Annotated in this window: 10 protein-coding genes and 1 tRNA gene; 4 read left to right on the top strand and 7 right to left on the bottom strand. The window is 74.0% G+C overall.

What is annotated here, in order from left to right:
- Positions 1-117: 117 nt before the first annotated feature.
- Entirely contained in the window at positions 118-1,332 is a 1,215-nt protein-coding gene (locus tag V5O49_RS04435; protein WP_278237540.1) for an MFS transporter, read from the top strand.
- A gap of 129 nt (positions 1,333-1,461) precedes the next feature.
- On the opposite strand, the gene V5O49_RS04430 is transcribed toward V5O49_RS04435, so the two are convergent.
- The 4 genes from V5O49_RS04430 to V5O49_RS04415 all read right to left on the bottom strand — a co-directional run bounded on the left by V5O49_RS04430 (position 1,462) and on the right by V5O49_RS04415 (position 4,967).
- Positions 1,462-1,980: a DinB family protein gene (locus V5O49_RS04430; RefSeq protein WP_332901170.1), complete on the bottom strand. Its 519-nt coding sequence runs from the start codon at positions 1,978-1,980 to the stop codon at positions 1,462-1,464.
- Between the two features lie 86 nt (positions 1,981-2,066).
- Positions 2,067-3,506, bottom strand: coding sequence for an RNA-guided endonuclease InsQ/TnpB family protein (locus V5O49_RS04425; RefSeq protein WP_332901169.1), 1,440 nt, complete (start codon positions 3,504-3,506; stop codon positions 2,067-2,069).
- Between the two features lie 46 nt (positions 3,507-3,552).
- Positions 3,553-3,625: transfer RNA gene (locus tag V5O49_RS04420), tRNA-Arg, on the bottom strand.
- A gap of 85 nt (positions 3,626-3,710) precedes the next feature.
- Positions 3,711-4,967 carry an ROK family protein gene (locus tag V5O49_RS04415; RefSeq protein ID WP_332901168.1) on the bottom strand — a complete coding sequence of 419 codons (1,257 nt, stop codon included), beginning with the start codon at positions 4,965-4,967 and terminating at the stop codon, positions 3,711-3,713.
- Positions 4,968-5,059: 92 nt separating this feature from the next.
- On the opposite strand from V5O49_RS04415, the gene xylA reads away from it, so the two are divergent.
- Positions 5,060-6,223, top strand: coding sequence for a xylose isomerase (xylA, locus tag V5O49_RS04410; RefSeq protein WP_332901167.1), 1,164 nt, complete (start codon positions 5,060-5,062; stop codon positions 6,221-6,223).
- Between the two features lie 99 nt (positions 6,224-6,322).
- Complete coding sequence (locus V5O49_RS04405) at positions 6,323-7,819, top strand: xylulokinase (RefSeq protein ID WP_332901166.1); 1,497 nt, start codon at positions 6,323-6,325, stop codon at positions 7,817-7,819.
- Between the two features lie 14 nt (positions 7,820-7,833).
- Here V5O49_RS04405 and V5O49_RS04400 read toward each other — a convergent pair whose 3' ends face one another.
- Entirely contained in the window at positions 7,834-10,239 is a 2,406-nt protein-coding gene (locus tag V5O49_RS04400; RefSeq protein ID WP_332901165.1) for a family 43 glycosylhydrolase, read from the bottom strand.
- Positions 10,240-10,379: 140 nt separating this feature from the next.
- Here V5O49_RS04400 and V5O49_RS04395 point away from each other — a divergent pair, with 140 nt between their 5' ends.
- The gene (locus tag V5O49_RS04395) at positions 10,380-11,732 is read left to right on the top strand and encodes a serine hydrolase domain-containing protein (RefSeq protein ID WP_332901164.1); all 1,353 of its coding nucleotides are present in this window, start codon (positions 10,380-10,382) and stop codon (positions 11,730-11,732) included.
- Here V5O49_RS04395 and V5O49_RS04390 read toward each other — a convergent pair.
- Together V5O49_RS04390 and V5O49_RS04385 are read right to left on the bottom strand one after the other, a co-directional pair.
- Positions 11,714-12,265 (bottom strand): dihydrofolate reductase, encoded by a 552-nt coding sequence (locus V5O49_RS04390; RefSeq protein ID WP_332901163.1) that lies wholly within the window; start codon positions 12,263-12,265, stop codon positions 11,714-11,716. The genes V5O49_RS04395 and V5O49_RS04390 overlap by 19 nt on opposite strands.
- Before the next feature lie 11 nt (positions 12,266-12,276).
- On the bottom strand, positions 12,277-13,092 hold the full coding sequence (locus tag V5O49_RS04385; RefSeq protein WP_332901162.1) for a thymidylate synthase: 816 nt from the start codon (positions 13,090-13,092) through the stop codon (positions 12,277-12,279).
- Positions 13,093-13,105: the final 13 nt, after the last annotated feature.

Genomic DNA, 13,105 nt, shown 5'->3' with positions numbered 1-13,105 from the left:
CGCGCACGTCGAAACGATTCGCGCAGGTCAGCAGCCCGACCCCCGGGTGCAGGTGAGGGGACGAAAACCACCTGGCGCACGGCCGGCGCGACGACCTACCATCCGCAGGTGCGCCGGATGCTCGAGGCGATCGTCCCCGCCCGGATGGGACGCTCCTTCCGCTGGCTCATCGCCGCCAGCTGGACCAGCAACATCGGCGACGGCATCGCGCTGGCCGCCGGGCCGCTGCTCGTGGCCTCCCAGACCGACTCGGCGTTCCTGGTGGCGCTCGCCGCACTCCTGCAGCGTCTGCCGTGGGTGGTCCTCGGCCTGTGGGCCGGCGCCCTGGCCGACCGCCTCGACCGCCGTCGTCTGGTCATCGTGGCCAACGTGCTGCGGACCGTCGTCGTGGCCGTGCTGTGCGCGTTCATCGTCACGGGGAACGTGAACGTCACGGTCGTGCTGGTGGCGATGCTGCTCATGGGTGTCGCCGAGGTCTTCGCCGACACCACCGCGCAGACCCTGCTGCCGATGCTGGTCGCCTCGCGCGACCTCGGCACGGGCAACGCGAGGCTGCAGGCCGGGTTCCTCACCGGCAACCAGCTCGTGGGGCCGCCCGTCGGCGCCGCGCTGTTCGCCGCCGGTGCCGCCTGGCCGTTCCTGGTGCAGGTCCTCTGCCTGGCGCTGGCGATCATGCTGGTGAGCCGGATCGCGCTGCCTGCCGTGCCGCGCGCGACGACGGCGGGCACACGCGGCGAGATCCGCGACGGTCTGCGGTGGCTGTGGCACCACCCGCCGGTGCGGACGCTGGCGCTGGTGATCTTCACGTTCAACCTCACGTGGGCCGCGCCGTGGGGCGTGCTGGTGCTGTACTCCCTCGAGCGCGTCCAGATGGGCCCGGTCGGCTACGGCCTGCTCATCACGTCCTCGGCGGTCGGCGGCATCCTCGCCACGCTGGTCTACGGACGCCTGGAACGCCGGTTCGCGCTGGCGACGCTGATGAAGGTCTGCCTGTCCGCCGAGGTCGCCTTCCACCTGGTGCTCGCCCTGACCACGACCGGCTGGGTCGCCATGCTCGCGCTGTTCGCGTTCGGGCTGTACACGTTCGTCTGGGGCACGGTGTCGAACACGGTGCGCCAGCGGGCCGTGCCGACCGAGTACCAGGGCCGCGTCGGGTCGGTGTACCTGCTGGGGCTCTTCGGCGGGATCGTCGTCGGCAACTTCATCGGCGGACTGCTCGCCGAGTGGTGGGGCATCACGGCGCCGTTCTGGTTCGCGTTCGTCGGCGCCGGGCTGACGCTGGTCCTGGTGTGGCGCCAGCTCGCGCACATCGCGCACACCGAGGCCGCCTGACCCCCTTCTCGCTGTGGGCATGAAATCTGCAGCCTCGCTGCGCTGCGGACCTGCAGATTTCATGCCCACACCGAGTGGTGGCTCGCGAGCGGGAGCCGGTGTCAGGTGCGGGGCGCTCCCGTCCGCGGGCTACTCGCCGAGAGCGCCGTCGGCCAGCTCCCGCGCGACGTCGAGGTGCCCGGCATGGCGGGCGTACTCCTGGAGCACGTGGAAGCAGATCCAAAGCAGGGTCGGCGGTTCCGCGGCGAAGCGTCCGCCGACGGCGGCTCTCTCGGCGAGGCCGTGCCCGGCCAGCACAGTGCGGGTCCGCTGGCCCCCGGCGCGAAGGGCGTCGAGCAGCGAGACCACGGTGACGCCGCCGGGCACCTGCCAGGGGCCCTCGGGGTCGCCGCCGGCGTGGTCCCCCCACGGGTCGTCGACCTGCTCGCCGAGAAACCCCCACACGAACCAGCGCCGCTCCATGTGGACCAGGTGGATCAGCAGCTCGGCGGGCGTCCAGCCGGACGGCAGGGTGCTGGTGGCGAGCTGGACATCGGTGAGCCCGTCGAGCTTCCGCGCCACGACGGCCCGGTAGTAGTCGAGGTAGGCCGCGAACTGGGCGGACGGGTCGGTGGAGTCGAGGCGGGGTTCGACGTCGGAGAGCGGCATGCGGGCAGGGTACGACGCGGCCACCACACCAGCTTTGCAGCATGCCTGCGGTCGGCAGAGCACCGCCCTTCTCGGGCGTCCGGAGCTCAGGCGGGGGCCCGAGCCCCGGTTCCCACGTCCTCCGGGTCCGTTTCGCCGCCGCGGAGGCGGCGGCCAGAGCGTTCCCGTCGGTGGGCGTTGATGACCGGGCCCTCTGCTGGAAGGTCCCGGGCCCAGACGTCTGCACCGTGGTGCAGCTCGGCCCAGGCGGCGAGGTTGGCCGCGGCGTTGAGGTCGCGGCCCAGGGACAGACCGCACGTGCGGCAGTCGAACCGGCGCACGGCCACCCCGCCCATGTCCTGCACGGACCGGCAGGCCGAGCACGTCTGCGACGACCGGAACCACCGGTCGGCCCGGACCAGCTCGCCACCGCGCCACGCCAGCTTGTAGGCGATCTGCCGGGTGAGCTGGTACCAGCCGACGTCGTGGATCGACTCGGCCAGGGTGGGGTTGCGCGCGATCATGCCCCGCACGTCGAGATGCTCGAGGACGAGCCGGTCGTGGGCCTTGACCAGCCGGTTCGAGATCAGGTGCGCGTGGTGACGTCGGCGACGCGCCGTCCAGGCGTAGTAGCGGGCGAGCCGAGCGACGGCTTGCCGACGACGCCGGGACCCTTTCTGCTTGCGAGTCACGGCGCGATGCAGTGCCCGACGGCGGCGTGCGGTAGAGCGCAGCAGCCGCGGCCAGGCGTCGATACGGTCCACCTCGGTGCCGTCGCTGCGGGCCGCGACCGCCAGGGAGGTCAGACCGAGGTCGACGCCGACCCACCGCGAGTCCGCCTCCGCCGAGTCGGTTCCCCGGTCCGGATGCTGCTGGGCCGGGTGCAGGTCCGCAGCCTCGACGTTGAGGGACACCCACCAGCGACCCTGACCGCGCGAGACGGTGGCGAAGAGGATCCGCGCCCGGTCCTTCGCGAGCATGCGCCGCAGGCGGCGCGTGTCCTCGCGGACCCGCAGCGTCCCGACGCCGGGCAGGCGGACCGACCGCGGCGTGGCCTCCCCGGCCCGGATCGCGGGCTTGCCGCGCCGCGGGAACTGGTTGCGGATGCGGAAGGACTGCCGAGCCGTGGCCTTCTTCCGGAAGCCCGGGTGCCCGACCTGCCGGCCCGCACGCTCGCCCCGCCGGGACGCGGACCACGCGGCCAGCCCGCGTCCCAGGTCCACGGCGGCCTCCTCGAAGACCTGCTGGTAGACCTCCCGTCGCCACACGAGGCCCGTGTCGGTGACCTGCGCGGTCCCGTCCGGGGCGACGGTGAAGACACGACCCGCCGCTTCGGACTTCTTCCACACGTTGAACGTGGTGATGAGGTCGTTGCCGGTGCGGGGGACCCTGATGTCCTCGCCGCGTTCCCGGGCCCGGCGGGCGTCGAACACGAACCGCAGGCACTGGTTGAAGGCGAACCGCGACGCCCCGGCGTGCCGTTCGAGCACGCTCCGCTGCTCGACCGTCGGGTCGAGACTGAAGCGGAAGGTGGTGTGCCGGGTCATCGCTGGTCAGCCTGCCAGGAGGCACCGACACGGAGTCGAACAGGTGTGCGCCTGAGAGGACTCGAACCTCCAACCTTGGTCTTAGGAGGACCCTGCTCTATCCATTGAGCTACAGGCGCCCGCCGTCTCGAGGACGACGCGTCGCCGCAACCGAAGCCCCGACGACGCTCCACAGCCTAGCGTCCGAGCCCACCGGAGCAGGAATCAGCCCCAGGCCGCCGGGTCGGCCACTACCTCTCGCAGCACCTCGCGCGCTCCCCCGGTCAGCGCCGCGTGCACGCCGGCCCGCGCGGACCGGACCGCCACCGGCGCGAACGGCGCCGCGAGCACGCGCTCGGCCAGTCCCGCCTCGACCGGCTCCCGCAGCCAGGGCTCCAGGTCCGTGTACACCCCGCCGAGCACCACGGTCGAGACCCCCGTGAGGTTCACGAAGTCCGCGAGCGCTGAGCCGAGCGCCTGCCCGGCCCGCACGACGGCGGAACGTGCCTGCTCGGCCGGGGCACCGTCGTCGGACCGCAGCAGCGCGGTCAGCGACTCCAGCGGCGCGTCGCCCGCCAGCCCGGCGGCCCGCAGGATCGCCTCCTTGCCGGCGTACTGCTCGAGGCAGCCGTGCGCGCCGCAGGTGCAGCGCGGTCCGGCAGGGTCGACGACGACGTGCCCGACCTCGCCGTTCCACCCGCGCTCGGCGAGGAACAGGGCCCGGTCGACGACGATGCCGGCACCGATGCCGACGTCCCCGGAGACGTAGAGGAAGGAGTCGGGGGTGTCGCCGGCGAGCTCGGCCAGCGCCGCGAGCTTGGCCTCGTTGGCGACCTGGACCGCGACGTCGGTCAGCCCGAGCAGCGCGACGGGGTCGAGGGACGACCAGCCCAGGTTGGGCGCGACCTCCAGCTCACCGGTGCGGGCGTCGACGAGTCCGGGCAGGGCGAGCCGGGCGCCGGCGACCCGCATGCCGTCGGCGTCGAGGCGGGCGACGGCGTCGGACGCGAGCGAGCCGAGCCGGCCGAGCACGGCGACGGGGTCGGAGTCGTGGAAGCTGCCGGCCTCGACGTGCTCGACGACGACGTCGCCCGCGAGATCGAGGCCGCGCACGCCGAGGTAGTCGACGTTCACCTCGAGCCCGAGGCCGACGACGGTCCGCGGGGCGGGGACCAGCGGCACGGCCGGGCGGCCGGCGCGCTGGGCGGGGACGGGGGGAAGCTCGGCGACGAGGCGTGCGGCGATGAGCCGGTCGACGAGCGTGGACACCGTCGCCCGGGTCAGCCCGGTGGCGGCGGCGACGTCCGCGCGGGACGGTGGGACGGCGTCGGGACGCTCCCCGGAGGCGGCCGCGGCGTCGTAGACCGCCCGCGCGACGAGGCGCAGGTTGCGTTCGCGCAGGGTGTGCTGGCGCGACGCTCGTCCCCCGGCGCCCGCGGACACGCCGCTGGTGCGCTGCGTCGTCGTCGGTTCGGCGGTCACGCCTTGACTGTAGCCCACCGACGCGCAATAGTTCAGCCGTACAACAAACGCCGTGGCCGTCGCCCGGCGACCGACTCGACGAGGAGAATCCCGTGAGCGACATCAAGTACTCCTTCGGCCTGTGGACCGTCGGCTGGCCCGCGAACGACCCGTTCGGCAGCGCGACCCGCCCGGACCTGGACCCGGCCGAGTCGGTCCGCAAGCTCGCCGACCTCGGCGCCTGGGGCTTCACCTACCACGACAACGACGTGTTCCCCTTCGGCGCCTCGGAGTCCGAGCGCCAGGCCGGCATCGACGCCGTGAAGAAGGCCGCCCAGGAGTCGGGCCTCGTCTGCGAGATGGTCACCACCAACACGTTCAGCCACCCGATCTTCAAGGACGGCGCGTTCACGTCGAACAACCGCGACGTGCGCCGCTTCGGCCTGAAGAAGGTGCTGCGCAGCGTCGACAACGCCGCCGAGATGGGCGCGTCCACGTTCGTCATGTGGGGCGGCCGCGAGGGTACCGAGTACGACAACTCCAAGGACCTGCACGCCGCGCACGCCCGGTACGCCGAGGGCATCGACACCGTCGCCGCGTACATCAAGGCGAAGGGCTACGACCTGCGCATCGGCCTCGAGCCGAAGCCGAACGAGCCCCGCGGCGACATCTTCCTGCCGACCATCGGCCACGCCATCGCGCTGATCGACACGCTCGACAACGGCGACATCGTGGGCCTCAACCCGGAGACCGGGCACGAGCAGATGGCGGGCCTCAACTACACGCACGGCCTGGCGCTGGCGCTGTACTGCGGCAAGCTGTTCCACATCGACCTCAACGGTCAGCACGGCCCCAAGTACGACCAGGACCTCGTGTTCGGCCACGGCGACCTGCTCAACGCGTTCTTCACCGTCGACCTGCTGGAGAACGGGTTCCCGAACGGCGGTCCGCGCTACGAGGGCCCGCGCCACTTCGACTACAAGCCGTCGCGCACCGAGTACCTCGACGGCGTGTGGGAGTCGGCCAAGGCCAACATGGAGACCTACGACATGCTCGCCGCCAAGGCGAAGGCCTACCGTGAGGACCCGGAGGTCCAGGCGGCGTTCGAGCACGCCGGGATCTTCGACCTCGGCGCGTCCACGCTGGCCGAGGGCGAGTCGTTCGACGCGTTCATGGCCGACGCCTCGGTCGAGGGGATCGACGTCGACGCCACCGCCGAGAAGGACTACGGGCTGGTCAAGCTGCACCAGCTCGCGCTGAAGCACCTCATCGGCTGACACCCCTCCCGTTGTGGGCATGATTTCTGCAGCCCGCCCCCGGCGTGTCGCTGCAGAAATCATGCCCACAACCCCTGCCAACCCTGACCTGGAGCGAAGATGCCCCTCGTGGCCGGCGTGGACACCTCCACGCAGTCCTGCAAGATCGTCGTGCGCGACGCCGACACCGGCGCCTTGGTGCGCAGCGGGTCCGCCAAGCACCCCGACGGCACCGCGATCCACCCCGACCACTGGTGGGACGCCTTCCTCGCTGCCGCTCGCGAGGCCGGCGGGCTCGACGACGTCGCCGCGCTCGCCGTCGGCGGCCAGCAGCACGGTCTGGTCGCCCTCGACGCCGAGGGGCGCGTGATCCGGGACGCGATCCTGTGGAACGACACCCGCTCCGCCCAGGCCGCCGAGGACCTGATCCACGAGCTCGGCGACGGCGACCGCGAGACAGGTGCCCAGCGCTGGGCCGACTCCACCGGTTCCGTCCTCGTCGCCTCCCTGACGATCACCAAGCTGCGCTGGCTGCGCGACGCCGAGCCCGACCACGCCGCCCGCGTCGCCGCCGTCGCGCTCCCCCACGACTGGCTGAGCTGGCGCATCGCCGGCTACGGCCCCGCCGACGAGTCCCCGCTCGGGCCGGACCTCGACGCCCTGTTCACCGACCGCTCCGACGCGTCGGGCACCGGGTACTACGACGCCGAGGCGCCCGGGGACGACGAAGGCACAACCGGCGCCTACCGCCGCGACCTGCTGCGGCTCGGGTTCGGTCGCGACGACGTCGCGCTCCCCCGTGTCCTCGCCCCGGCCGAGTCGGGCGGCGTCGCCCACCCGTCGGTCGCCGGGGGCGCCGTGGACGGCGGCGCCCTGCTCGGCCCCGGCACGGGCGACAACGCGGGTGCCGCCCTGGGCCTGGGGATGCAGCCGGGCGACATCGCGATCTCGCTCGGCACCTCCGGCGTCGTCTCCGCCGTCGCGCCCCGGCGCACCGCGGACGGCTCCGGCGCGATCAACGGCTTCGCCGACGCCACCGGCAACGCGCTCATGCTGGCCGTGACGCTCAACGCGGCGCGCGTGCTCGACGCCGCCCGCAGCGTGCTGGGAGCGAGCTTCGACGAGCTCGCGGACCTGGCGCTCGCCGCGCCGCCCGGGTCGGACGGCCTGGTGCTGGTGCCCTACCTCGAGGGTGAGCGCACCCCCAACCGCCCCGACGCCACCGGGACGCTGCACGGCATCCGCCTGGCGACCTCCACGCGCGAACACCTCGCCCGCGCCTACACCGAGGGCATGCTGTGCGGGCTCGCCGACGGCCTGGACGCGCTCCGCGCACAGGAGGTGCCGGTCGAGCGGGTGCTGCTGATCGGCGGGGCCGCCCAGTCCCCCGCCGTCCAGCAGGTCGCGACGCAGGTCTTCGGCCTGCCGATCTCGATCCCGGAACCCGGCGAGTACGTGGCCGACGGCGCGGCACGCCAGGCCGCCTGGGTGCTGGCGGCCGCGGAGGCGCCCGGCGCCGGGGCCCCGGCGTGGTCCGCCGCCGTGTCCCGGACGCTGGACGCCGACCCGCGCCCGGTCGTCCGCGAGCAGTACGCCGCGGTCCGCGACCTGGCCTGACCGGCGGCCCGGCGTCAGTCGCCGGTCGCCTCGACCAGGGCGAGCACGCGCTCGCGGTCGGCCGGGCCGTCCAGCACGAGCACGTCGACGGCGACCTCCAGGGGCCGCTCCGGGGTGATCTCGAGGCGGCGGTCCACCGCGAGCGCCGGGCCGAACCCGGTGTACTTGCCGGTGCGCACGAACCACGGCAGCACCGGACCGCGCTGGACGGCCACCAGGCTCGCCACGTCGTCGCACAGCGCGAGCCAGGGCGAGGTGCCCCCGTGCGCGGCGTCCATGCCCTCGCCGTCCGCGACGAGCACGCGGGGGTCGCCGAACGGGGTGCGCCAGAACCAGCCCCCGTAGAAGGCCCCGGGGCGCCCGTTGGTGGCCGGGCTCCCGATGCTGACTCGCTCGGTGGGTGTCAGGGTCGAGCGCCAGCGCAGCCGCCAGGCGTCGTCGCGGCCGGGGAGCGGTTCGGCGACGACCAAGCGCTGCTCGCGGGCCATCTCCCGGCCCGCGGGATCCGTCCAGGCGATCGTGCCGGACCACCGGTCGTCGTCCGCGACCTGGTCGAGCACCGTCTGGCGGCCCTGGTTGGCCAGCATCGTCGACCCCTGGTCGCGCACGTAGGTGCGACCGCCCCAGAAGGTGACCCCGTCGACGTCGGCGGGCGCCATCGAGACGCCGTGGTGGTGGAGGTGGTCGGTGGGCGCCACCTCGGTGACCGGCACGCCCGTCGTCGTGCGCACCGGGTGCAGGAACGGCCGCGGGGCGTCCACGGTGCGCATCGAGCGCCCGTCGTCGAGCGTCGCGACGGGCTCGGCTCCCGCACGCAGCCGCAACGGTGTCCCCGGGGTCCGGCCGGTCGCGAGCATCGGCACGCCCTGGTCGAGGCGGGCCTCGAGCGCGCCGAAGCGACCGGTCGCGGGCACGGCGCCGAGCGGGGCGCCGGCGAAGACCACCAGCTCGGCCCCGACCCCGCGGCCGCGGGTCGCGGTCGTCTCCGGTCCGACCTGCTCCCACCCGGCGTCGCGGCGGATCCGGAACCGCACCCGGGCGGCCGTGTCCACGTCGAGGCCGACCGCGACCTCGCTCTGCGACGGCAGCCGGTCGAGCACGACCCGACGCTCGTCGCGATCGCCCTCGCCGCGGGTGGCCACGACGAGGTCGCACCCGCCCTCGGTGCGCACCAGCCCGATCCAGCCGTAGTCCAGGCCGAGCACCCCGAGCCCGGCGCGGGACGCCGTCGGCCCGTCGAGGCGCACCGTCGTGGACAGGTGCACGCCCAGCGCGGGCAGCGGCTGGCCGAGGACGCTGGGCAGGGTCCGCAGGTTGCCGGCGTCGGCCGGCGGACCCAGCATCCGCAGCCGGCCCCCGGAGGCCTCGGCCCACTGCCCGGCGTCGGCCTGCCAGCGCCAGCGGGGGTCGAGCGGTCCGCGGAAGTCGTCCGCGGCCAGCAGCGACCGGGCACCCGCCGCGGTGCCGTGCGGGGTGGGGTGCTCGGCCACCGGCTGCCCCCAGGTCTGGCCCGGTACGGGGTCGCCCAGGACGGGCCAGCCGTCGCGCCAGGTCATCGGCTGCACGTGCAGGACCTGGCCGAAGGCGTCGGCGTCGCCGGCGTGCACGAAGAAGTCGTCACCGTCCGGGGTGTCGACCCAGGAGCCCCGGTGCGGACCGTGGTCGGGGGTGTCGCGGTGGGCGAGCACGACCCGGTACTCGTAGGGACCGAGCGGGTCGCGGGCGCGCAGCACGGTCTGGACCCCGCCGTCGGCGCCCCCGGCCAGGGCGAAGATCCAGTACCAGCCGTCGCGCTCGTCGAGCGTGGGGCCCGCGAGGTCCCCCCGGCCGTCGATCTCCTCGGCGTCGACGACGACGCTCCCCGGGCCGAGCGGCCGCGTCAGCGCGGCGTCGACCTCGATCATCGTCAGTCTGTTCGTCACGCCGGCGCGGCTGCGCGCCCAGCCGTGCACGAGCCAGGTGCGGCCGTCGGCCGCCCACAGCGGGCACGGGTCGATGAGCCCCAGCCCGCCCAGCAGCAGGCGGGGCGGCGACCAGGGACCGGCCGGGTCGGTCGCACTGGTGACGAAGATGCCCCGGTCCGGGTCCGCGTAGACGATGTGGAACTGCCCGTCGTGGTGACGGATCGACGGTGCCCACACGCCGGCCCCGTGTCGCGGCAGCTCGCCGTACGAGTCCGGTGCGACGCGAGGAAGCGCGTGGGTCAGCAGGTGCCAGCTGAGCAGGTCGCGCGAGTGCAGCACCGGCAGCCCGGGGCTGCGGTGGCGGCTCGAGGCGACCAGGTAGTAGTCCTCGCCGACCCGGACCACGTCGGGGTCGGGCCAGTCCTCCGCCAGCACGGGGTTGCGATACGTCGCTCCCGAGGACGGGGAAGCGCTGTCCTGCCCGCCGGGCGTGATGTTCTCGACGTTGAGAGCCATGACTGGACCATACAGGAAACCGGTTACTAGCCTCGTCACATGGCCCGCACCCAGCCCGTCGGCAACGACGCCGACCTCCCGCCCACGACCTCCCCGGCGCGCGACGACATGCCGGGCACGCCCACCACCGAGGACGCACGATGAGCGGCGCGGACCTGCTGCGGGAGACCGCCGCCCAGGACATCGCCCTGCACACCGTCCAGGTGCTGCGGGGCGACGAGCTCGCCGTCGACGTCGCCTGCACGCCGGTGACCGTCGACACCCCGCGACGGATGTACTCGGTGGCCAAGACGGTCACGGGCCTGGCCGTCGGCCTGCTCGCCGCCGAGGACCGCGTCGACCTCGACGACCCGGTGCTGCGGCACTTCCCGGAGATGGCACCCGTGCACCCCTGGGTGGAGGCGACGACGCTGCGCGACGTGCTGGCGATGCGCGGACCCCACCGCGCCACCACGTACCAGCGGTCCGCGGGACCCTGGGTCGAGTCGTACTTCCGGGTGCCACCGACCCACCGGCCCGGCACGGTGTTCACCTACGACACCAGCGGGTCGCACGTCCTGGCCGCCCTCGTCGAGCGGACCGCGGGGACGTCGCTCGTCGAGTACCTCCGGCCTCGGCTGCTCGACCCCCTCGGCGTGAGCGGTGCGTTCCGGTTCCTCACCGACCCGCAGGGCGTCGCCCAGGGCGGGTCCGGGCTCGTGTGCACCGCGGCGGACCTGCTGCGCCTGGCGCGGCTGCTGCGCGACGGCGGCACGCACGCCGGGACGGAGCTCCTGCCCCCGGAGCTCGTGCGGCAGGCGACCGCCTGGCACACCGACACGACCGTCCAGCCCTGGGGCGACCGGCTGCGCGGCGGCTACGGGCTGCAGCTGTGGTTGCCCCGGGGCGGAGGCGCGCTGATGTTCGGCATGGGCGGCCAGCTCGCCCTGGCCGACCCGGCGCGCGACCTGGCGATGGTGGTCACCGCCGACTCCCAGGCGTGCCCCGGTGGGGACCGCTGGCTGATCGACCGGCTGCTGGGCTCCCTCGACGACCTCGAGCCGCCCAAGACCGGCCCGCTGTCGTGGCCCGCCCCGCGGCACGAGGACGGGCACGCCCGGCCGGTCACCGGCAGCTGGGAGCTCGAGCCGCCGGAGGCGCCTCCCGTGCGGCTCGAGCTGGACGTCGACGCCGCCGGCGGCCGGCTGCGCTGGGTGACCGCCACCGCGGACACCGAGCTGTCCCTCCGCTGCGACGGCCTGGTCACCTCGGGACCGCAGCACCCGGCGCGCACCGGGCTGTCCACGGTGACCGCGGGCTGGTCGGCACCCGGGACGCTCGGCGTCCGCCTCGCCGTCGTCGGCGACGAGGTGGCGACAGTGGCGCTCCGGGTCGTCGTGGCCGACGACGGGACGCCGACCGTGCAGTCCCAGGGCTTCGGCGAGGCGGTCGACCCGTCGTGGACCGTGGTCGCGACCGGCCGCCCGGTACCGGATCAGCCCCGATGGCGGTAGGTGCGGATGCGGAAGCGCAGGCCGTCCGGGCCCGACGACGGCACCCAGCCGCCGTCGTCGGCTCCGGCCGGTTGCCACTCAGCGGGGTCGACGGCGGGCGCGAACGCGTCCCCGGCGACCTCCAGGTCGATCTCGGTGACGACGAGCCGGTCGGCCCGCGGCAGCGCGTCGGCGTAGACGCGCGACCCGCCCATCACCCACACCTCGTCCCCGCCGGGAGCCTCGGCCGCCGCAGCGAGCGCCGTCGCGACCGAGCCGGCCACGCGGAGGCTCTCGCGCCGCTCGGGGACGGCGAGCGCCGAGACGTCGTCGGCCGGCCCGCGGGTGACGACGACGTTCGTCCGGCGCGGCAGCGGCCGCACGCGCTCCGGCAGCGACTCCCAGGTGCGCCGTCCCATGACGACGGGATGTCCCGCCGTCGTGCGCTGGAAGTGCGCGAAGTCCTCGGGCACGTGCCACGGGATACCGCCGTCGGCCCCGATGACGGCACGGCCGGCGGCGTCACGGGCCTGGGCCCAGATGAGTCCGATCATCGCCCGGCTCGTCAGACCGCGACGGGCGCCTTGATGCCCGGGTGGTGCTCGTACCCGAGGACCTCGATGTCCTCGAAGGTGTAGTCGAAGATCGAGTCGCGCGGCGCGAGCCGCAGCGTCGGGTACGGGTACGGGTCCCGGGCGAGCTGGCGCTCGACCTGCTCGACGTGGTTGTCGTAGATGTGGCAGTCGCCGCCGGTCCACACGAAGTCGCCGACCTCGAGACCGGTCTGCGCGGCGACCATGTGGGTCAGCAGCGCGTACGAGGCGATGTTGAACGGGACCCCGAGGAACAGGTCCGCCGAGCGCTGGTAGAGCTGGCAGCTCAGCCGTCCGTCGGCGACGTAGAACTGGAACATCACGTGACAGGGCGGCAGCGCCATCTGGTCGACCTCGGCCGGGTTCCAGGCGGTGACGACGTGCCGGCGGGAGTCGGGGTTGCTCCGGATCTGCTCGACGACGGCCGCGATCTGGTCGAGGTGGCGCCCGTCCGGCGTCGGCCAGGAGCGCCACTGCACGCCGTAGACGGGACCGAGCTCGCCGTCGGCGTCGGCCCACTCGTCCCAGATGGTCACGCCGCGCTCCTGCAGCCAGCGCACGTTGGAGTCGCCCCGCAGGAACCACAGCAGCTCGTAGGCGATCGAGCGCAGGTGCACCCGCTTGGTGGTGATCAGCGGGAACCCGGCGGACAGGTCGTAGCGGATCTGACGCCCGAACACGCTCCGCGTCCCGGTGCCGGTGCGGTCGCCCTTGGGGGTGCCGGTCGCGAGGACGTCGCACAGGAGGTCCTCGTAGGGGGTGGGGATCGACTCCGGGGCTCCGCTCATGTGCGAGAGTCTA

This window comes from Isoptericola haloaureus (assembly GCF_036689775.1).
GTDB lineage: Bacteria > Actinomycetota > Actinomycetes > Actinomycetales > Cellulomonadaceae > Isoptericola > Isoptericola haloaureus.
Note: the sequence above shows the minus strand (reverse complement) of the source record. Positions and strands in the feature narration are given on the sequence as shown.

Bases quoted from the DNA above. Each gene is read 5' to 3' on its own strand.
- V5O49_RS04435 (WP_278237540.1), top strand. From the start codon at position 118: ATGCTCGAGGCGATCGTCCCCGCCCGGATGGGACGCTCCTTCCGCTGG.
- V5O49_RS04395 (WP_332901164.1), top strand. From the start codon at position 10,380: ATGAGCGGCGCGGACCTGCTGCGGGAGACCGCCGCCCAGGACATCGCC.
- V5O49_RS04425 (WP_332901169.1), bottom strand. From the start codon at position 3,506: ATGACCCGGCACACCACCTTCCGCTTCAGTCTCGACCCGACGGTCGAG.
- V5O49_RS04385 (WP_332901162.1), bottom strand. From the start codon at position 13,092: ATGAGCGGAGCCCCGGAGTCGATCCCCACCCCCTACGAGGACCTCCTG.
- V5O49_RS04405 (WP_332901166.1), top strand. From the start codon at position 6,323: ATGCCCCTCGTGGCCGGCGTGGACACCTCCACGCAGTCCTGCAAGATC.
- V5O49_RS04430 (WP_332901170.1), bottom strand. From the start codon at position 1,980: ATGCCGCTCTCCGACGTCGAACCCCGCCTCGACTCCACCGACCCGTCC.
- V5O49_RS04390 (WP_332901163.1), bottom strand. From the start codon at position 12,265: ATGATCGGACTCATCTGGGCCCAGGCCCGTGACGCCGCCGGCCGTGCC.
- V5O49_RS04400 (WP_332901165.1), bottom strand. From the start codon at position 10,239: ATGGCTCTCAACGTCGAGAACATCACGCCCGGCGGGCAGGACAGCGCT.